The organism is Streptomyces sp. NPDC001985 (assembly GCF_040296845.1).
Classification (GTDB): Bacteria; Actinomycetota; Actinomycetes; order Streptomycetales; family Streptomycetaceae; genus Streptomyces.
Genome location: NZ_JBEOYB010000057.1, coordinates 1 through 18,719, shown reverse-complemented (window position 1 = coordinate 18,719; position 18,719 = coordinate 1). Strand labels below are relative to the sequence as shown.

Here is an 18,719-nt window from a genome sequence, read left to right as displayed (position 1 = left end):
TGGGTTCTTGTGCCTTGGCCCGGCGGTGGGGCTGGGTTCTTGTGCCTTGGCCCGGCGGTGGGGCTGGCTCTCGTGCCTCGGCCCGCCAGCCGGGCCGGAGGTTCTGCCTCGGCCCGCCAGCCGGGTCGGAGGTTCTGCCTCGGCCCGTCCGGTGGAGGAACCCGACCTGCCCGGAGGCACCCCTCCCCGAGGCAGCTCCGGCCCCGCGCGCCGCGGGACCGACCCGCCCCGGGGCTCACGGTCTGCGGGTGCGGAAGGTGCGGCGCAGATCGCTCACCCACGCGTCCGGGATCTCCCACGGAATGAAGTGACCACCCCGCTCATGCGCGTTGACATTCACATGACGGAAGTACTCGCCCTGCGGGCCACCCCGGAACCCCCGGACCCGCTCCGCGGCACCACGCACCCCGGGCGGATTCTCGTACGTCACCAGCGTCACCCCCACGGGCGCCTCCACCACCGGCGTGCGGTCGTGGGCGGGGACCCACGGGTAGCGGTTGGCGTTGGCGTAGTACCGCATCGATGTGGCGATGGAATTGTTCACCCAGTAGATCGTGGCGTGGGTCAGCAGATCGTCCCTGGTGAAGACGGACTCGACATCCCCGCCGTTGTCGCTCCAGCCGTTCCAGCGTTCCAGCAGCCACGCGAGCAGCCCGGCGGGTGAGTCGCTCAGCCCGTGGGCCAGCGTGGCACCGTCCAGCATGTGCACCGCGAGGTGCGACGCCCAGCGGTGGTCCAGTTCGACGACGCGCGCGCGGACATCGGCGGGCTGGTCGTCGGTGAGAGGGCGATGGCGGGCGAAGTCCCAGGCGCGGGGGCCGGAGAAGAAGTCGAGCGGCAGTCCGGAGCCGATGTGGATGCCGTACAGCTCGTCCGCGTACTTGTGGCCGAGCTGCCCCGCCACGATCCCGCCGATGTCGCAGCCCCCGGCGGCGTACTTCTCGTACCCCAGGGTCTCGGTCATCAGGGTGTGCCAGAGGTCGGCGACCTTCCAGAAGTTGACGTCGGGGAAGCCGGTGAGCGGGCCGGGGAAGCCGAAGCCGGGCAGTGACGGCACGATGACGTCGAACGCGTCGGCGGGGTCGCCGCCGTGCGCGGCCGGGTCGGCGAGCGGGTCGATCACCTTCGACCAGTGCCAGAACGTCCACGGCCAGCCGTGGGTGAGGATCAGCGGAACCGGGCGGGGGCCCCGGCCCGCCCTCCGCAGGAAGTGGACCGGGACACCGGAGACGTCCACCCGGTAGTGCTCATAGGCATTGATGGCGGTCTCGGCGGCGCGCCAGTCGTAGCCGTCCCGCCAGTGGGCGACCAGTTCACGGAGATAGCTCTCCGGGACACCGTAGGACCAGTCCTCGTTCCCCTCGTCCAGCGCCGGCCGGGTCGAGGCGAGACGGACGCGCAGGTCGTCGAGGACCTCGTCCGGCACATGGATCGGGGTGGGCTCCAGAGGGAAGGGGCGTGCGGTGGTCATGGCGTGGTCCTCACCGGGTCGGGGGAACGCTGTCGTCGGGCCGGTTGCCCAGGGTGCCAGCCGACGACGCGCTCCGCGTACCGGTTTACGCCGCGGGCGCGTCCCGCCGGGAGAGGAGGACCACCGCGAGGGCGGCCGCGAGACCGCAGGCGACCAGGGTGGTGGCGGGGACACCCGCCGCTTTCGCGGTGGCGCCCGCCAGCAGTGGCGCGGCCGCGAGTCCGCCGGTGTAGGCGAGGTTGTAGAGGGCGTACGCGGCCCCGTACGCGGCCGGCCTGGTGTGCTCGGCGAGCGCTCCGATGAGGACCAGGGTGGGCGCGAGGACGAGTTGCGCCCCGAAGCCCACCACGACCAGGCCGGTGACGGACCACCCCGTCGAGTCGCGCCCGGCGAGGAGGAAACCGAGGGCGGCGACGAGCGCCCCGCAGGCGGCTATGCGGTGCGCACCGGCCCTGTCCGTGAGCATCCCCGCCACCGGGGCGGCCAGGCTGCCGCCCAGTGCCGCGGCGGCGAAGACCAGACCGATGCCGGTGGTGCCGAGACCGAGACCGTCCAGATGCAGCGGCAGCACCGGCTCGGGGAAGGCGATCGCCCCCGCGCCGAGGGCGGTCAGCGCGATCAGCAGGGCGACCCGGGGCCCCCGGACCACCACCCGGTAGGGGGTGCGCACATCGAGCGCGGGGGTCTCCTTGATGAGGACGAGGCGCGCCACGGCGTCCCCGGCGGCGAGCGCCGCGATGACGAGGAACGGGGCGCGCGGGCCCCAGGCGTCGCTGAGCACTCCGCTGACGGCGGGGCCGAGCAGCACTCCCGCGCCGATGGCCGAGAGCGCGATCCCCATGACCCGGCCGCGCCGTTCGGGTGCGTGGGTGGCCGCGATCAGAGCCAGCCCGGATGTCCAGGAGGCGGCCGCCGCGATCCCCTGCGCGGCGCGGGCCAGGAGGAGCAGGGCCAGTCCCGCCGCGCCCTCGCTGTCCACCGCCGCGGCGAACAGCACGGTGGCCGCGGCGAGTCCGGACAGCCCGGCGAGCATCGGCGCCCGGGGGCCGCGCCGGTCGACCCAGACCCCGACGAAGGGGGTGGCCGCGAGCAGCGCTAAGGCGTAGACGGCGAAGAGCAGCCCGGCGACGAGCGGCGAGCCGCCGACGGCGGGGAGGTCGGGCAGCAGCGGGACGATGCTGCCGTACAGGAACATGTCGACGCCGAGCGCCAGCGCGGTGACGGCGACTGCGGCACCGGGACGGGTGCCCGTGCGGGTCTCGGTCATGGCAGGAGTCCTCTGACGAAGGGGGCGACACCGGAGGCGTCGTCCGGTGGGAGGAGGGCCGGGTCGGCGGCGGCGAGCAGGGCCGTGCCGCACAGCCAGGCCAGCACGTCGGCGGCCGCTCCGGCCGGTGGGACCGCCGGGGCCGGCCGGGGGTCCGCGTCCGCGAAGAAGGCTTCGAGTTCGCGCCGCCACTCGCCCAGCGCGGACGCCTTCGCGGCCCGCCCCCCGGGCAGGGCCGCCGCGTCGGGCGGACCGTCCAGTGTCAGGGTCAGCAGGGCGCGGAACCGGGCGTCGTGGCGCAGCAGCCGCAGCCAGGTGGTGAGGAAGCCGCGCAGACGCTCGTCGTGCGGCGCGTCGGAGGCGAGGACGGACCACACCGGGTCGCTCACGGCCGCCCAGGTGTGGGTCATGACGGCGGTGTGGAGATCGGTCTTGTCCCGGAAGTGGTGGTAGAGCGCGCCGCGCGTCAGCCCGGCCCGCTGGGCCACATCGGCCAGTCGCGCCGACGCGATCCCCTGCTCGGCGAAGAGGAAGAGGGCCGCTTCCATCAGGGAGGCCCGGGTCTGAGCGGCTTCTTCCGCGGTTCTGCGCACCCGGGCAGCATACATGCGTGTACGTATGTATGTCCCCCGGACCGGACAGCCCGGGCCCCCACAGCCCGGGCCCCCGCCGCGAGACCTCACGTCCCGAACCCCGCCTCGTCCCGGTCCGCGTCCTCGCTCGCGTCAGCGTCAGCGTCAGCGTCCGCGCTCCGTCCCCACGCGCGCACCACCCGGTCCAGCCGCACCAGCGGAACCGGCGGGGTCTCCGCCAGCGCCAGATACTCCGTCGCGCACCCGCCGTCGCGCGCCTCCGGCAGCGGCCCCGCCATCCCCCGCGAGGACAGCGCCCGCCGGGCCAGTTCCCCGGCCCCGAGGCCGGTGGCGGTCTCCAGGAGGAGGGCCCGGTCCCGCAGATGGCCCGACACCTCCGGCTCCCCGTCGACCCGTCTCAGCCACTCCACGACCAGGGTGTGCGCCACCGCGCGGTCCCGGGCCGGCCACCCCGTCCGGGCCACCTGGCACTCCAGGGTGTCGCGGAAGCCGTAACGATGGCCGAACGCCTCGCCGCCACCGGCCCGGACCAGCACCCGCCGGCCGACCAGCTCCTCCAGCAGACCCGTCGCCTCCGCCTCGTCCAGCCCGCAGGCCGCCGCCACCGCCCCGGGCCACGCGGCCTCACCGATGACGGCCACCGTCTCCGCCGTCCGCCGCAGCACCCCGGGAAGCGCGGCCGGACCCACCCGGGCCCGGTGGCGCAGCCCGGCGGGGAGGACGACACCCCCGGCGGTGCCGCGCCGCCGGGCGCCGCCCGCCGTCACCAGCTCCGTGTACGCCTCCACCACCCGGGGGTTGCCGTCCGCCACCTCCGCGAGCAGCCGCGCGAACCGCCCCGTGAGCGGATGCCCCCCGCTCCGCTCCGCCACATACCGCGCGACCGTCGCCGCGTCCCAGGGCCGGAGCGCGAACACCCGGCACACCCCCGGCAGCCGCCAGCCCGGTCTCCGGTCCAGCAGGCCCGGGCGCGCGGCGGCGACCACCACCGGGGAACCGCCCTCCCCGGCGCAGCGCTCGACCAGATCGAGCACCGCGTCCTCGGCGAGGTCGAGATCGTCGACGAGCACCAGCACCCGACGGCCCGGTGAGCGCACCGACATCACCAGCGGCCACCAGGCGGCCAGGATCTCCGCCGGAGCGAAGAGTCCCCCCTCCGGGCCCGCCCCGCCCACCAGCGGACCCAGCCGGGACAGAATCCGGTCGGGGTCGTCGAGGCCGCCGGGGCCGGCCCGGCGGACCGTTCCGACGAGCCTGCCGAAGGCCACCGCGTCGGAGTCCCCCTCCGCGATCCCGCAGCACGCGCGCAGCCCGGCGGCGAGCAGCCGCAGCGTGCCGCCGTCCACGGCGGCCACCGGGGCCCGCACCACCAGGGGAGGCCGGCCACGGCGCCACGGCGCCCGCTCCACCTCGCTCAGCAGCCGGCTCTTGCCGAGCCCCGCCTCCCCGGTCACCAGCACCAGCCGGCCCGGCGGTTCGTCCCCGCCCTCCGCCAGCAGCTCCCGGAGCGACTCGGCCTGCCGCTCCGGAACACCGGGGGTGACGACCGCGCCCACCGGCGCCGGCCGGGCGCGCGCACCCCGGGCGGCCCAGACCCGGGGCTCCCGGCCGGCGGGCCGGAACTCCAGCCGCTCCGCCGTTCTGCGCCGGGTCTCCTCCGTCACCCACACCTCCCGGTCGCCGGCCCGGAGCACCAGCTCCTGGGCCTCGTCCACCGCGCGGCCGGTCACCGAGAGCGGCGCGCCGACCCGCGCGGGACAGTCGATCGCCACCTCCCCGGTCGCCACGGCCACCCCGACCGCCACCGGCGGAGCGTCCCAGTGGTCACCCGAGAAGTGATGGCGCAGGGAGAGCGCGGCCGAGACGGCGCGCCACGCGTGGTCCCGGTCATGAGGACCCGTATCGGCGAACACCAGCAGCCAGAAGGCCCCGACCCGGGCCGCCACCCCGCCGCCGAAGCGCCCGGCCTCCGCCCGCACCCGGCGGCCCACCTCGTCCGGCGCGCTCTCCCCGCCCGAAACGTCCCAGCCGCCCGAAACATCAGAACCGTCCCAGCCGTCCGCACCATCCGAGCCGCCCCCGCCCGGCCCCGGGCGCCGGGCCGTCGCCCGGAGCAGCACCACCGTCACCTCGCCGCGGACCTCCGCCGGACGGGCCGGAGGGACCGTCCGAAGAACCGGATGCTCCCGCTCCGGGCCGGACGCGGACACCGGCGGAAGCAGGGGCCGCCGGACGGAGCCCCCGTCGAGCACCACCGACTCGTGCGAGGGACGCAGCAGCCCCGGATCGTGCGAGAGGACCGCCCGGTACAGCTCCCGCACCTCGCGCCCCGGCTCCAGCCCCAGCTCCCGGTCGAGGAAGGCGACGAACTCCTCGTACGCGGCCAGCGCCTCGCTCTGCCGCCCGCAGCGGTAGAGCGCCGTCAGCAGATGCGCCAGGAGCCGCTCCCGGTGCCGCGCCCCGCGCACCGTCCGCTGAATCCCCGGCAGTACGCGATGGTGGTGCCCGAGCCGCAACTCGGCGTCGAAGCAGTCCTCCAGAACATCGAGCCGGGCCTCCTCCAGCGCCCGCAGCTCCGGCCAGGAGACCCCCGCCTCCACCAGATCGGACAGGGCCGGGCCACGCCACAGCGCGAGCGCCTCCCGCCACAGACCGGACGCCGCGGACAGCAGCCCGTCCGCGCTCCGGGCCCGCCCCCGGGCGGCCAGCTCCTGGAAACGCAGCAGATCGACCTCGTACGGCTCGGCCCGCAGCATGTACCCGGGCGCCCGGGTGAGCAGCCGGGGGCCCGGCCCCTCCGGCCCCTCCTGCCCCTCCGCGAGTGCCGTCCGCAGACGCCAGACCGCGTTCTGCACCGACTTGCGCGCCGACGGCGGCGCGGAGTCCCCCCAGAGCGCGGTGATCAGTCTGCTGGCCGGGACGACCTGATTGCTGTGCAGCAGCAGACAGCCGAGGGCCGCCCGCCGCCGGGGGCCGCCCAGCGGAAGGACATCGGAGCCCCGGGTGACCTCCAGCGGCCCCAGCAGACGCAGCCGGACCGAGGGGGAGGCGCGCGTCCCCGGTTCCGGATCAGGGCGGTTCATGCGACTCCCCCGGATCGTGGCACTTCGCCGCTCACGGACGCGCGGGCTCCACCGGGCGGTGGAAGGGCAGATAGGGGCCGAGCAGCGCCGGGTCGTGACGGAGCACCGCCCGCTGGAGCCCGCGCAGCTCCGGGCAGGGCTCGCCACCGCCGCTCCGGACGAGCGCGTCCCGCGAACGCCGGTACACCCGCGTCGCGTCGACATGCCGGCCCACCCGGTACAGCGCGAGCATCAGCGGCCCGGTCAGCCGGGCGCGGCGCGGCTGCTCCTCGGCCGCGACCGTCAGCTCACGGACCACCTCGTGGTTGCGGCCCAGGGCGAGATCGGCGGTGACCCGCCCGTACAGCGCGGCCCACCGCTCCTCGCGCACCGCCTCCGGCTCGGGCCACCACGCGCACTCGGCGCCCAGATCCGCCAGCACGTCACCGCGCCACAGGCCCAGCGCGCGCCGCAGCGTGGTCGCCGCCGACGCCCACTCCCCATGGGCGAGTTCACGCCGGCCCCGGGCCGCCTCCCGCCGGAACCGGAGCAGGTCGACCCGGTCGTACGGCACCGTCAGCCGGTATCCGCCGTCCCCGTCCCCGGCCCCGGGGGAGGGCGCCGACACCGCGAGACCCCGCCCGGACGGCAGCGCGTCCCGCAGCGCCGACACCGCGCCGTGCACCATCCTCCCGGCCGTGGCCGGTTCCTCGGCAGGCCAGAGGGCTCCGGTCAGCGAGGCCGGGGAGACGTCCTCATTGGCGTGCAGCAGCAGAAAGCCGAGCACGGTGCGGACCCGCCGGCTGCCCAGCGGCGCGGACCGGCCGCCCGCCACGACCTCCAGCGGGCCCAGCACCCTCAGCTCCGGCTCCGCGCCCGGACGCGACCGCACCCCGCCGGCCGGGGCGTGGCGCCGGTCCCGAGGGCGCGCCGCCCGGAGCGCGGAGCCGCTCCCCCGGACGGTACGGGCGGTACGGGCCGTCTCCGTCGCGCTCACGCGGGCTCCGCTCCCCGCCTCACGGCTCCACCACGATCTTGCGCCCCCGCCCGGCCCGGAAGTCCCCGATGGCCTCGGGGTACCGGTCCAGGGGGAGCCGGTCGCTGATGAAGACGGCCGGGTCCAGGACGCCGGCCGCGAAGAGCGCGGCGGCCCGCTCGTAACTGTGCAGCACGGCCATGGAACCCGTGATGGTGATCTCCTGGTTGTAGATGCGGTACGGCTCGATGACCGCGGTCGTCGCGTAGTCGGCGACCCCGAACTGGAGGAAGGTGCCGCCCTTGGCGACGCGGCCCAGGCCGTCCTGGATGGCGGACGCGCTCCCGGTGGCGTCGATGACGATGTCCCACCCCCGCCGGTCCAGTTCGCCGGCGTGCGCCCCGGCCCCCGACACCCCCAGCTCCCGCGCGGTGGCGAGCCGCGCGGGATTGATGTCGAGGACGTCGACACGGGCGGCTCCGGTGCGCTTGGCCAGCTCCAGCATCATCAGACCCATCGTCCCCGAGCCGTAGATGAGGACCTCCGCGCCGAGGGTGCCGTTCAGCACGTCGTACCCCCGGATCGCGCAGGAGAGCGGTTCGATGAGCGGGGCGTCGCGCGGATCGATGTGCTCCGGCAGCCGGACGCAGTTGGCCACCGGGGCGAGGGCGTACTCGGCCGCGCCCCCGGCCACGGTCACCCCGATCGCCGCCCACCGGTCGCACAGATTGCCCCGCCCGGCCCGGCAGTAGCGGCACTCGTGGCAGGAGAGGGAGGGGTCGACCGCCACCTGGTCGCCCGGGGCCAGCTCGGAGACCTCCCTGCCGACGCCCACCACCTCGCCCGCGAACTCGTGCCCGGGAACGATGGGCAGCGTGGGGGCGAACTCGCCCTGGAGGATGTGCAGATCGGTGCCGCACAGCCCGCAGGCCGCGACCCGCACCACCACCTCGCGCGGCCCCGGCACCGGATCGGGGACGGTGGTGAGGGAGATGGTGCCGGGCGCCTCGATGACCGCAGCCCTCATTTGACCGCTCCTAGGGAAAGGCCCTGGACGAGTCTGTCCTGGGCGGCGAAGCCGGCGGCGAGCACCGGCAGGGACACGACGACCGAGGCGGCGCACAGCTGGGCCAGGAAGAGACCCTGGCTGGTGACGAAACCGGTCAGGAACACCGGGGCGGTCTGGGCGGTCACCGAGGTGAGCACCCGTGCGAAGAGCAGCTCGTTCCAGCTGAAGATGAAGCAGATCAGCGCGGTGGCCGCGATACCGGGGCCGGCGATCGGCGCCACGACACGGACGAGGACGGCCGGCACCCCGGCCCCGTCCACCCGGGCGGCCTCGATGACCGCGACCGGCACATCCGCCAGGAAGGACTGGAGCATCCAGACCGCGATCGGCAGATTCATCGAGGTGTAGAGGATGACCAGCAGCCAGATGTTGTCCAGCATCCCGGTGTCCCGGGCGAGGAGATAGACCGGCAGCAGCCCCGCCACCACCGGCAGCATCTTGGTGGAGAGGAAGAAGAACAGGACATCCGTCCACCGGCGCACCGGCCGCACCGAGAGCGCGTAGGCGGCGGGCAGCGCCAGCACCAGGACGAGCAGGGTGGCTCCGAGGCTCGCCGTGACCGAATTGATCAGTGGCGGCCAGGGGGTCGCGCCGCCGCCGTCGAAGAACGCGCGGTAGCCGTCCAGGGTCAGCGGCGCGCCGAGCGCCGGCGGGACGGCCGCCGCGTCGGTCTCGGAGCGCAGCGAGGTGAGCGCCATCCACAGCGCCGGCAGACAGAAGGTGATCCCGGCCCCCCAGGCCAGCAGGGTGAGCGCGGCGCCGCGCCGTCCTCTGCGGCGCGCGGCCCCGGACCGGGCCCGGGAGTCCGGGCGCGGGGCGGGTGCGGCGGCGGTCATGAGCGGATCACCCCTTCGCGGCGGCGTCGTGGAGCAGGGAGGAGACCACCCGCAGGGCGAAGGTCGCGATCACGATCGTGCCGATCACGACCACGACGCCCGCGGCCGAGGCCACTCCGTACTCATGGGCCTGGTAGAACGTCTGGTAGACGGTGTACGGGAGGTTGGCGGTGCCCAGCCCTCCGGAGGTGAGGGTGAAGACCGCGTCGAAGTTCTGCACGATGTGGATCGAGCCGAGCAGCACGCCGAGTTCGAGATAGCGCCGCAGATGCGGCAGGGTCAGATGGCGGAAGAGCTGCCAGGCGTTCGCCCCGTCGAGCCGGGCCGCCTCCATCGCGTCGGCGGGCCGGCTCTGCAGCCCGGCGAGCAGGATCAGCATCATGAAGGGCGTCCACTGCCAGACCAGCGACGCCTCCACCGCGATCAGCGGCATGGCGGAGATCCAGTCGGCGCGCGCCGGGGTGTCGTCGCCGAAGAGCCCGGTGAACCATGTCCACGCGCCGTTGAACAGCCCGTACTCCGGGTTGTAGAGGGCGTGTTTCCACAGCAGCGCGGCGGAGACGGGGACGAGGAGGAAGGGGGTGATGAACAGGGTCCGCACCAGCCCCCGGCCCCGGAAGGCGCGGTTCAGCAGCAGCGCGAACAGCAGGCCGAGAACCACACTGGCCACCACCACCGTCGCGGTGAGCAGGGCCGTGGTGAGGACCGACTCCCGAAGGGCGGGATCGCGGGCGACGGCGGCGTAGTTGGTGAACCAGGCGAAGCGCCGGTCGTCGGGGGCCAGCGCGTTCCAGTCGAAGAGCGAGATCACCAGGGTCGCCACGAAGGGCAGTTGGGTGACCGCGACCAGGAAGACGAGGGCGGGCAGCAGGGGCGCCCGGGTGGCCCACACGCGCGGGCGGCCCGCCCGGGGACGGACGGCCGACGGCGCGCGGGGGGCCGAGCGCGCGGGAGTGGCCGGCGGGGCGCTCACCGCCGGTACCCCTCTGCGACCTTCTCCGCCAGTTCCTGCGAGGTCCGCAGCGCCTCGCCGACGGACTGACGGCCCGCGATGGCGGCGCTGATCTCCCGCGACACCCGGGTGCCGAGATCGGTGAACTCCGGGATGCCGACGAACTGCACGCCGGGGGCGGGGCGCGGCTGCGTGCCCGGATTCCGGGGGTCGGCGCTCTCGATGGCGCCGCGGGTGACGGCCGCGAAGGCGGCGGCCTCCCGGAGGTAGGCGGGGTTGCGGTAGGTGGACGCCCGCTTCCCGGCCGGTACGCGGGCCCAGCCCAGCTCCGCGCCGACCAGCTCCTCGTACTCCTTGCCGGCGGCCCAGGAGATGAACCGCCAGGCGCTGCCGGGGTTGGGGGACGCCTTCTGCATGGCCCAGGCCCAGGTGTAGAGCCAGCCGGACGCGTCCGTCCGCTCGACGGGCGCCGGGACGTACCCGATCTTTCCCCGGACCGGTGAGTCCTCGGCCTCCAGGGACCCGGCGGCGGCCGTGGCGTCGTACCACATGGCCGTCCGGCCCTGGATGAGGCTGTTGAGGCACTCCGCGTAGCCGGACTGCGCGGCTCCCGCCTGCCCGTGCTCACGGACCAGACCGACGTAGAACGCGGTCGCCCTGGTGAACTCGGGCGAGGTCAGCCGGGCCCGCCAGTCCTCGTCGAACCAGGTGCCGCCCATCGTGTTGACGACGGTGGTCAGCGGGGCGATCATCTCGCCCCACCCGGGGAGCCCGCGCAGACAGATCCCCTTCATCCCGTCCCGGGCGCCGTCGGCCCGCTCCGCGAGGCCGGCGACCTCACGCCAGGTCGGCTTCCGGGGCATCGTCAGCCCCTTCTCGGCGAAGACGTCCTTGCGGTACATGAGAAACGACGACTCGCCGTAGAAGGGTGCCGCGTAGAGCTTGCCGTCCTCGGCGGTGAGCGAGGTGGTCAGCGGCTGGAGGATGTCCTTCCGGTCGAAGGGCGTGTCCTTGGCGATGTAGTCGTCCAACGGGCGCAGCCACTGGTTCCTCGCGTAGATGGGGACCTCGTAGTTGCTGATGGTGGCGATGTCGTACTGACCGGCCTGGTTGGCGAAGTCCTGGCTGATCTTGTCGCGTACATCGTTCTCCGGCAGGACGGTGAACTCGACCGCGATACCGGTCTCCCGGGTGAAGTGGTCCCGGGTGAGCCGGCGCAACTCCATCATCTGCGGGTTGTTCACCATGAGGACATGGAGGGTGCCCGGCCCCGATGAGCCGCCGCCCGCCCCCGTGTATCCGCATCCGGCGACCAGCAGCACAGCGGCGGCGATGGCTCCGGCGCGCCTCATCACGGATCGTCGCCTCCGAGCGGGCATGACACCTCCTGGGTACGGGTGTGGAGGGGCGGGCGGTCACACGGGCAGGACCCTGGGGCCGAGCAGGGAGTAGCGCCGCACCTCCGTCCGCGGCACATCCGTGTCGGTGACGATGGCCTCCAGATCGCGGACGGCGGCGTAGCGGCAGCGGCGCACCCTGCCGAACGCCGTGTGCGCCGCCACCAGGACGCGGCGCCTCGACCCCCGTACGACCTGGGACCTGACCGCGGCGACCAGCGGGTCGGTCACGGTGAGACCGTGTTCACGGGAGACACCGCCGCCGCCGAGGTACGCGAGGTCGATCACGAACCCGGCGAGCATCCGGGCCGCCTCCCGGTCGGCCGTGGCGAGGGTGGCGGCGCGCACCCGGCCGCCGAGCAGCAGGACCGTGAACCTCTCCGCGTCGCCGAGCGCGTGCGCCGCGGTCAGCGACGGCGTGACGACGGTGAGGGCCCGCTCCCTGGGCAGCGCCCGAGCGATGAGCTGCTGGGTCACGCCCTCGTCGATGAAGACCGTCTCGGCGGGGCCCAGCAACCCGGCCGCCGCCGCCGCGATCCGCGCCCGGGCCGGCGCGTCGGCCGCGGCCCGGGGCGGGAGCGGCCGGGGCGGCTCCGCCCTCCCCACCGGGTGCGCCCCGCCGTGCGTCCGGCGGATCAGCCCCTCGTTCTCCAGCACGGTCAGATCCCGGCGCACGGTCTCCCGGGCGACGGTGAACCGCGCCGCCAGATCCGCGACGGCGACCGCGCCCGCTCCGCGGGTGAGGTGGAGAATCCTCAAACGCCGCTCTTCCGCGTCCACGTGGCCGCTCCCGACATCGCCTGGACAGACTGCCCGTTCGGGCCCTGGACTGTTTCTACCGTCCGGTGACCGGCTGTGACCAGGCGGTTCGTGACAGGAATGATGTCCGTTCGTGCCCGTTTCGTACCAGCCGTAACCGCTGGTCAGACGATCAACGGGAGCGGAGGGGAGGCGTTCGCTTGCCCGAAGGCGCGGTGGGCCGGGCCCGTTCCCTGCCCGTTCGCCGGCGCGGAGCCATCGGTCCGCCGCCGGCCGGCCGGGCTCGTGGCCGGTGCAGCCATCATGGTCAACACCCCGTGGGGGCGGGGAGAATGTGCCCTTCGCGCGACATCCGCCGGAGTGTCGCCCCGGAGAAGAGAGGAGCGCGGACCGTGGACGCCGACAGCCGCCGACAGGAGATCCTCACCGTGGCCCGCCGGGACGGCTCGGTCTCCGTCACCGCGATCGCCCGGGTGCTCACCGTCTCGCCGGAGACGGTACGGAGGGATCTGCGGGCCCTGGAGGCGCTCGGGCTGGTGCGCAGGGTGCAGGGCGGCGCCCATCCGGTGGAGAGCGCCGGGTTCGAGACGACCCTCGCCACGCGCACCCGCCAGTGGGTGCCGCAGAAGACCAGGATCGCGGCGGCCGCCGCCGATCTCCTCGGGGAGGCCGAGACGGTCTTCATCGACGAGGGCTTCACCCCGCAGCTGATCGCCGAGGCACTGCCCGGCGACCGCCCGCTGACCGTCGTCACCGCCTCCCTCGCCACCGCGTCCTGCATGGCCCGCCGGGAGAGCGCGCAGGTGATCCTGCTCGGCGGGCGGGTGCGCGGCGGCACGATGGCCACGGTCGACCACTGGGCGACGGCGATGCTCGCCGAGTGCGTGATCGACCTCGCGTACATCGGCGCGAACGGCATCTCGCGCGAGTACGGCCTCACCACCCCCGATCCGGCGGTCGGCGCGGTGAAGGCCCAGGCCATCAAGTCGGCCCGGCGCCATGTCCTCTTCGGCATCCACACCAAGTTCGGCGCGGTGAGCTTCTGCCGCTTCGCCGAGCCCGCGCAGTTCGAGACCATCGTCACCGACTCCGCGCTCCCGGCGGCGGAGGCCCAGCGCTATGCGCTGCTGGGCCCCCAGGTGCTCCGGGTGTAGGGCGCCCGCCGTCCTTCCGGGCCGGGTGTCAGGACGCCGGGGCCCGGCCGCCCAGCGGCTGGGCCAGCCGTCCCAGCAGGGCGGCGACCAGGGCCGTCTGGGCCGGCACCGTGTCGGGGTAGATGAACTCGCCCTGGGCGTGCGCGCCGTCGCCGACCGCGCCCATGCCGCACAGGACGGGCAGACCGAGGGCGGCGACGAAGTTGGCATCGCTGGCGCCGCCGACGGAGGCGGCGGGCAGCTCCCCGCGGCCCTGCTCACGGGCGACCTCACGGGCCAGGGCGAGCAGCGGGGCGGAGGCGGCTCCGAGGGTCATCGGCGGCCGGTTCCAGGCGTGTTCGATCTCGATGCGGACGCGGGGGTCGCTGACCCTGATCGCGTCCAGCTCCGCGTCGACACGGCTCTGTTCGTCCTCGCTGCTGATCCGGATGTCGATACTGGCGCCGGCCCGTCCGGCGACCACATTGGTGGCGGAACCGCCCGTGAACAGACCGGTGTTGATCGTGGTGCCCTTGCCGGGGTCGGCGACCCCGGCGGCGGCGATCACGAACTCGGCGAGCGCGGTGATCGCGCTCGCCCCGTCCTGCGGCGCGAGCCCGGCGTGCGCCTCGACACCGACCGCCGTGACCTGGAAGATCCCGGACCCCTTGCGGGCGGTCTTGACCGCGCCGTGGGCGCTGGGCTCCAGGACCAGCGTGGCGTCGGCCCGCCGCGCCAGTTCCTCGATCACCGGCCGCGACGACAGGGAGCCGATCTCCTCGTCGCCGTTGAAGAGGAAGGTGACGGTGGGCACGGGCCCGCCGCTCTCCCGGGCCAGCCTCAGCGCCCAGACTCCCTGGAGCAGTCCGGTCTTCATGTCGAAGATCCCCGGCCCGCTGAGCCTCTCCCGGCCGTCGCCGGCCGGCGACGGCTGCTCCCAGCCGGCGAGGGTGCCGGCCGGCCACACGGTGTCGTAGTGGCCGATGAGCGCGACATGACCGGGACCCGTACCGGTGTAGGTCAGGGCGAGGGTGTCGCCGCACTGGCCGCCGGGGTGGCGCTGTTCGTGGTCGGGCCGGCCGAGCCGGAGGACGGCCAGTTCGCGCAGGAGGTCCAGGCCCGCCGCGAGACCGGGCAGATCGTAACTGCCGGTCTCGTGGCGGACGAGCCGCATAATGTCGGCGACGATCTCCGGCGACACCTCGTGGGCGCGGGCGGTGAGGACGGCTGCGGGCGATGCGGTCATGATCTGCTTTCTCGTACGGGGTCGGGGTGCGGGAGCGCGGGGCTCGGCCGGCGGCGGGAGCGGGTCAGCTGATGCCGAAGGGGATGCCGAGCAGGTACCAGGCCACGAAGAACGCCATCCAGGCGACCCAGACGACGGCGGCGATCGGGATGGTGAAGGAGGCCAGGGTGCCGATCCCGGCGGACTTGCGGTACTGCTGGATGAAGCCCAGCGCCATCACGAAGTACGGGCTCATCGGGGTGACGCAGTTGGTGACCGAGTCGGCGACCCGGTAGACGGCCTGGGTGGTCTCGGGCTCGATGCCGATGAGCATCAGCATGGGCACGAGCACCGGCGCCGCCAGCGCCCACAGCGCGGAGCCGCTGGTGATGACGAGGTTCATGAAGGTGATGAGCACGGCGATGCCGACCAGCACCGTCCAGCCGTCCATGTCCAGGGCGCGCAGTGTCTCGGCGCCCTTGACGGCGAGGATGTCGCCGATGTTCGTCCACTTGAAGTAGGCGAGGAACTGGGAGATCGCGAAGAACAGCACCAGGATCGGCGCCATCGACCGGGTGCCGTCGACCATCGCCCCGATGATGTCGCGCGCGGCGGAGAAGGTGCCGGTCATCCGTCCGTAGACGGTGCCGAGCACCGCGAAGAACAGGCCCAGGACGAGCGCCATCCCGCCGATCACGGGGGAGTTGACGATGCCGCCGCCCTCTCCGCGCAGCGGAGACGAGACGGGCGTCATGGCCGCGATCAGGAGCGCGATGAAGCCGAGGGCGACCAGGCCGGTGGCGCGGAGCGCGCGCTGCTGCCGCCCGGTGACCTCGATGGCCTCCAGCTCCCCGGCCTCCATGGCGCCCAGGGGCTCATCGGGCTCCAGGTCCGAGCGGCGGGCGATGACCTTGTCGACGACCAGGGTGATCACCAGGGCCACCAGGACCGATGAGCCGATGCCGAAGAAGTAGTTGCCCACCGGGGTGACCACATACCCCGGGTCGATGGTCTGCGCTGCGGCGGTGGAGATGCCCGACAGCAGGACGTCGGTGGTGGTCAGCGACGGGGAGGCGTTGTACCCGGCGGAGATCGAGACATACGCCACGATGCAGCCGAGCACCGGGCTGCGGCCGGCGGCCCGGAAGATCAGCGCGCCGATCGGGACGAGGGTGAAGTAGGCCGCGTCCCCCGCGACATGGCTGACCATCGCGGTCAGCGACAGGGCGAAGGTGAGGTACTTGCCCGGCACCCTGGCGACCATGCGGCGCAGCAGGGCCGAGAAGAGCCCGCTCTTCTCGGCGACCACGATGCCGAACATCACGGTGAGGATGGTGGCCAGCGGCGGGAAGGCGGCGAAGTTGTCCACCGCCCCCTCGATGGCCATGGTGAGACCGGCGTGGCTCAGCAGGCTCTCCACCGTGATGGTCTTGTTCGTGCCGGGGTGCACGGCGGTGACATCGGCCGCCGCCAGCACGGCGCTGAGCACGGCGACGACCCCGGCGAGCATCCAGAACAGCCAGAACGGATGCGGGAGTCTGTTGCCGACCTTCTCGATCGCCGCGAAACCCCGGAACGCGATACGCAGGACTCTCGACTCCGGCTCGGTCGGCCGAGGCCCGGCGGAGGTGGCGCTCATAGGTACCTCTTTGTGCAGGTGAAGGATGTTCCTGCGAACAATGGCACCTGAGTGGGAGATTCTCTAGTCTTTAAAGGTAACGGTGGGATTAACCAGCGGGCTAAGGTGAGGCGCTATGACCCGCCCTCTCCTCGACGAGCTCGACCGGCGCCTCATCGGCGCGCTGCATCTGGCACCCCGGGGCACCTGGGACGACCTCGGCGGAATCCTGGCCGCCGACGCCAGCACGCTCAAACGCCGGTACGACCGGCTGCGCGAGGCGCGGATGGTCCGGGTGATCGGGCAGGCCGACTGGGGCATGCACACCACGGCGATGCCGGTCCATGTCTTCCTGGACATCACCGGCGAGACCCCGCTCGCCGTCCTCCAGCGCCTCCGCGATCTGCCGCATCTCCAGCTGATGGCACAGATCTCCGGCGACTACCCCCTCTACGCCGTGGTCCACGCCCCCTCCGAGGCCGCCACCAGCCAGGCGATCGATCGGATGTTCTCCATCCCGGGCGTACGCCGTGTCAACGCCCTGCCCGCCCTGAGCACTCTGCGCCGGGGCATCACCTGGGACCCCCGGTTCCTCACCGGCACCGAACGCGACGCCCTGCTGACACTCACCGGCACCCGGCCCGGCGGCACCGCGACCGCCACCGCGACACCGCCCGCCAAACCGCTCAGCGAGGCCGAGCGCACCGCCGTCGCCGAACTGATCCAGGACGGCCGCGCCTCCGCCGCGGGCATCGCCCGCACCGCCGGCCTCGCCACCTCCACCGCGCACCGGGTCGTCCGCCGCATCCTCGACGAGGGATGGGTCAGACCGCGCCTGGAGATCGTGTCGGAGTGGCTCGGCTTCCAGACCCCGTTCATGCTCCGCCTGCGCGTGGCCCCCGGTGAGACCCCCGATGTCATGCGCCGGATCGACCAGCTCCCGCAGACCCGCCTCGTCGCCCAGGTCGCCAGCGACCTGTCCGTCCTCGCCACCGGTCTGGTCACCGACCGCGCGGCCCTGGCGCTCTTCATCGACGGCGAGCTGGCCGAGATCCCCGGCATCCTCGCCGTCAGCGTCGATGTCATGTTCGTCGAGCCCCGCCGCTACTGGGTCGACCGGGAACTGACCTCCGGGCTGGGCGCGTTCCACGCGCCGACGCTCCTGTGAGCGGCCCCGGGGCCGCCGCTCCGGGGGCTGGGTGAGGGGCACCCGGGGCCGGATGTGAGGATGCCGCCATGACGAACAATCAGACGAACCATCATCTGACGCACATCGCCCGACCGGGCGGCATGCCCGCCGGTACGGGATACACCCATGTGGTCACGGGAACCGGCCGGTGGGTCGCCGTCTCGGGCCAGCTCGCGCTGGACACGCGGGGGCGGCTCGTGGGCCCGGACGATCCGCTGGCCCAGGCCCGGCAGGTGTTCGCGAACCTGGGGCGCTGTCTGGAGGCCGCGGGGGCGACCTTCGCGGATGTGGTCAGGCTGACCTACTACATGGCGGATGTCTCCCATCTGAAGCAGGTGGCGGTCGCCCGCAACGAGGTCATGGACCCCGCCAGGCTCCCCGCCTCCTCCGCGTTCCAGGTCGTCTCGCTGGTCTCACCGGAGTTCCTGATGGAGATCGAGGCGGACGCCGTCGTCCCGGCCGGCCGGGACATTCCGTGAGCCGCTGAGACCGCCGCGCCGACGGGCGCGCAATGCCCCCGCCGGCGCCCGGGGCCGCTTACTCTGCCCCGGGGCCCGACACCGTGGGCCGCCGCCCGCCCCGCCGGAGCCCGGCGGCCGAAGGAGGTCCGGGAGACGTGTCCGTCCACCGCGTAGTCACGTTGCCCTTCACCGAAGCCGACCGGTGCCGGGCGGCCTTCGCCGACGCGAAGCACCTGCCCGGACTGCACCAGGCGGCGGTCATCGAACGCGCCGCCGACGGCACCCTCGACATCCCCGAGAACCACGCGGTCGGCACGGGTACGGCCACGGTCGGCGGGAGCGCGGGCGGCGGCCTCGTCGGGCTCATCGGCGGACCCCTCGGCGTCTTCGTCGGCATGACCGCCGGTGCCCTGCTGGGCGACGCGGTCGAGGCCCGGCGCGACACCGAGAACACCGCCGGGCTCATCCTCCTCAGCGCCGGTGTCCAGGACGGCACCAGCGTCCTGGTGCTCGACATCCAGGAGGCCTCGGACGACCCGGTGGACGACCTGGCCGCCCGCCACGGCACCACCGCCGGCCGCGAGTCCGCCGCCGGCTTCACCGCCCGGGTCCGCGCGGCCTGGAAGTCCGCCGACTCCTGACCGCCCGCCCGCGCGGACCGGCCGGGCGCTCACCTTCCCGGTGGCGGGGGGGGGGCGGGGGGCCCCCCCC

The 18,719-nt window shown here is 73.9% G+C and carries 16 protein-coding genes; 4 read left to right on the top strand and 12 right to left on the bottom strand.

Going from position 1 to position 18,719, the window contains the following annotated elements; translation table 11 throughout:
- Positions 1 to 235: 235 nt before the first annotated feature.
- The 10 genes from ABT122_RS24020 to ABT122_RS23975 all read right to left on the bottom strand — a co-directional run bounded on the left by ABT122_RS24020 (position 236) and on the right by ABT122_RS23975 (position 12,403).
- Positions 236 to 1,471, bottom strand: a complete 1,236-nt coding sequence (locus ABT122_RS24020) for an epoxide hydrolase family protein (protein WP_351555861.1) — start codon at positions 1,469 to 1,471, stop codon at positions 236 to 238.
- Positions 1,472 to 1,556: 85 nt separating this feature from the next.
- On the bottom strand, positions 1,557 to 2,738 hold the full coding sequence (locus tag ABT122_RS24015; protein ID WP_351555858.1) for an MFS transporter: 1,182 nt from the start codon (positions 2,736 to 2,738) through the stop codon (positions 1,557 to 1,559).
- Positions 2,735 to 3,331, bottom strand: coding sequence for a TetR family transcriptional regulator (locus ABT122_RS24010; RefSeq protein ID WP_351555856.1), 597 nt, complete (start codon positions 3,329 to 3,331; stop codon positions 2,735 to 2,737). Before ABT122_RS24010 ends, ABT122_RS24015 begins: the two co-directional genes overlap by 4 nt.
- A gap of 86 nt (positions 3,332 to 3,417) precedes the next feature.
- On the bottom strand, positions 3,418 to 6,414 hold the full coding sequence (locus ABT122_RS24005) for an ATP-binding protein (RefSeq protein ID WP_351555854.1): 2,997 nt from the start codon (positions 6,412 to 6,414) through the stop codon (positions 3,418 to 3,420).
- A gap of 31 nt (positions 6,415 to 6,445) precedes the next feature.
- The gene (locus ABT122_RS24000) at positions 6,446 to 7,390 is read right to left on the bottom strand and encodes an AfsR/SARP family transcriptional regulator (RefSeq protein WP_351555851.1); all 945 of its coding nucleotides are present in this window, start codon (positions 7,388 to 7,390) and stop codon (positions 6,446 to 6,448) included.
- A 19-nt stretch (positions 7,391 to 7,409) separates the two neighbouring features.
- Positions 7,410 to 8,396, bottom strand: a complete 987-nt coding sequence (locus ABT122_RS23995) for a zinc-dependent alcohol dehydrogenase family protein (protein WP_351555848.1) — start codon at positions 8,394 to 8,396, stop codon at positions 7,410 to 7,412.
- On the bottom strand, positions 8,393 to 9,274 hold the full coding sequence (locus ABT122_RS23990; protein WP_351555845.1) for a carbohydrate ABC transporter permease: 882 nt from the start codon (positions 9,272 to 9,274) through the stop codon (positions 8,393 to 8,395). The genes ABT122_RS23995 and ABT122_RS23990 overlap by 4 nt, the downstream gene beginning before the upstream one ends.
- Positions 9,275 to 9,281: 7 nt before the next feature.
- Positions 9,282 to 10,247, bottom strand: coding sequence for a carbohydrate ABC transporter permease (locus tag ABT122_RS23985; protein ID WP_351555843.1), 966 nt, complete (start codon positions 10,245 to 10,247; stop codon positions 9,282 to 9,284).
- Positions 10,244 to 11,605, bottom strand: a complete 1,362-nt coding sequence (locus ABT122_RS23980; protein WP_451068290.1) for an ABC transporter substrate-binding protein — start codon at positions 11,603 to 11,605, stop codon at positions 10,244 to 10,246. The genes ABT122_RS23985 and ABT122_RS23980 overlap by 4 nt, the downstream gene beginning before the upstream one ends.
- 36 nt (positions 11,606 to 11,641) lie before the next feature.
- Entirely contained in the window at positions 11,642 to 12,403 is a 762-nt protein-coding gene (locus ABT122_RS23975) for a DeoR/GlpR family DNA-binding transcription regulator (RefSeq protein WP_351555837.1), read from the bottom strand.
- A gap of 371 nt (positions 12,404 to 12,774) precedes the next feature.
- Here ABT122_RS23975 and ABT122_RS23970 point away from each other — a divergent pair, with 371 nt between their 5' ends.
- The gene (locus ABT122_RS23970; RefSeq protein ID WP_351555834.1) at positions 12,775 to 13,536 is read left to right on the top strand and encodes a DeoR/GlpR family DNA-binding transcription regulator; all 762 of its coding nucleotides are present in this window, start codon (positions 12,775 to 12,777) and stop codon (positions 13,534 to 13,536) included.
- 28 nt (positions 13,537 to 13,564) lie between these two features.
- On the opposite strand, the gene ABT122_RS23965 is transcribed toward ABT122_RS23970, so the two are convergent.
- Together ABT122_RS23965 and ABT122_RS23960 are read right to left on the bottom strand one after the other, a co-directional pair.
- Positions 13,565 to 14,761, bottom strand: a complete 1,197-nt coding sequence (locus ABT122_RS23965) for a M20 family metallopeptidase (protein ID WP_351555831.1) — start codon at positions 14,759 to 14,761, stop codon at positions 13,565 to 13,567.
- Between the two features lie 64 nt (positions 14,762 to 14,825).
- Positions 14,826 to 16,379, bottom strand: a complete 1,554-nt coding sequence (locus ABT122_RS23960; protein ID WP_351555828.1) for an AbgT family transporter — start codon at positions 16,377 to 16,379, stop codon at positions 14,826 to 14,828.
- 115 nt (positions 16,380 to 16,494) lie between these two features.
- Between ABT122_RS23960 and ABT122_RS23955 the strand changes: the two genes are divergently transcribed.
- The 3 genes from ABT122_RS23955 (at position 16,495) to ABT122_RS23945 (ending at position 18,649) form a co-directional block, all read left to right on the top strand.
- Entirely contained in the window at positions 16,495 to 17,526 is a 1,032-nt protein-coding gene (locus tag ABT122_RS23955; RefSeq protein WP_351555825.1) for an Lrp/AsnC family transcriptional regulator, read from the top strand.
- Positions 17,527 to 17,594: 68 nt separating this feature from the next.
- Positions 17,595 to 18,026, top strand: a complete 432-nt coding sequence (locus ABT122_RS23950) for a RidA family protein (protein ID WP_351555822.1) — start codon at positions 17,595 to 17,597, stop codon at positions 18,024 to 18,026.
- 137 nt (positions 18,027 to 18,163) lie between these two features.
- A complete protein-coding gene (locus tag ABT122_RS23945; RefSeq protein WP_351555819.1) occupies positions 18,164 to 18,649 on the top strand; it encodes a histidine kinase in 486 nt (161 codons plus the stop codon).
- Positions 18,650 to 18,719: the final 70 nt, after the last annotated feature.

Excerpts from the sequence above, each read along its gene's own strand:
- ABT122_RS23950 (WP_351555822.1), top strand. The coding sequence starts at position 17,595 with ATGACGAACAATCAGACGAACCATCATCTGACGCACATCGCCCGACCG.
- ABT122_RS23955 (WP_351555825.1), top strand. The coding sequence starts at position 16,495 with ATGACCCGCCCTCTCCTCGACGAGCTCGACCGGCGCCTCATCGGCGCG.
- ABT122_RS23990 (WP_351555845.1), bottom strand. The coding sequence starts at position 9,274 with ATGACCGCCGCCGCACCCGCCCCGCGCCCGGACTCCCGGGCCCGGTCC.
- ABT122_RS23995 (WP_351555848.1), bottom strand. The coding sequence starts at position 8,396 with ATGAGGGCTGCGGTCATCGAGGCGCCCGGCACCATCTCCCTCACCACC.
- ABT122_RS24020 (WP_351555861.1), bottom strand. The coding sequence starts at position 1,471 with ATGACCACCGCACGCCCCTTCCCTCTGGAGCCCACCCCGATCCATGTG.
- ABT122_RS23960 (WP_351555828.1), bottom strand. The coding sequence starts at position 16,379 with ATGAGCGCCACCTCCGCCGGGCCTCGGCCGACCGAGCCGGAGTCGAGA.
- ABT122_RS23965 (WP_351555831.1), bottom strand. The coding sequence starts at position 14,761 with ATGACCGCATCGCCCGCAGCCGTCCTCACCGCCCGCGCCCACGAGGTG.
- ABT122_RS24015 (WP_351555858.1), bottom strand. The coding sequence starts at position 2,738 with ATGACCGAGACCCGCACGGGCACCCGTCCCGGTGCCGCAGTCGCCGTC.
- ABT122_RS23980 (WP_451068290.1), bottom strand. The coding sequence starts at position 11,605 with ATGCCCGCTCGGAGGCGACGATCCGTGATGAGGCGCGCCGGAGCCATC.
- ABT122_RS24005 (WP_351555854.1), bottom strand. The coding sequence starts at position 6,414 with ATGAACCGCCCTGATCCGGAACCGGGGACGCGCGCCTCCCCCTCGGTC.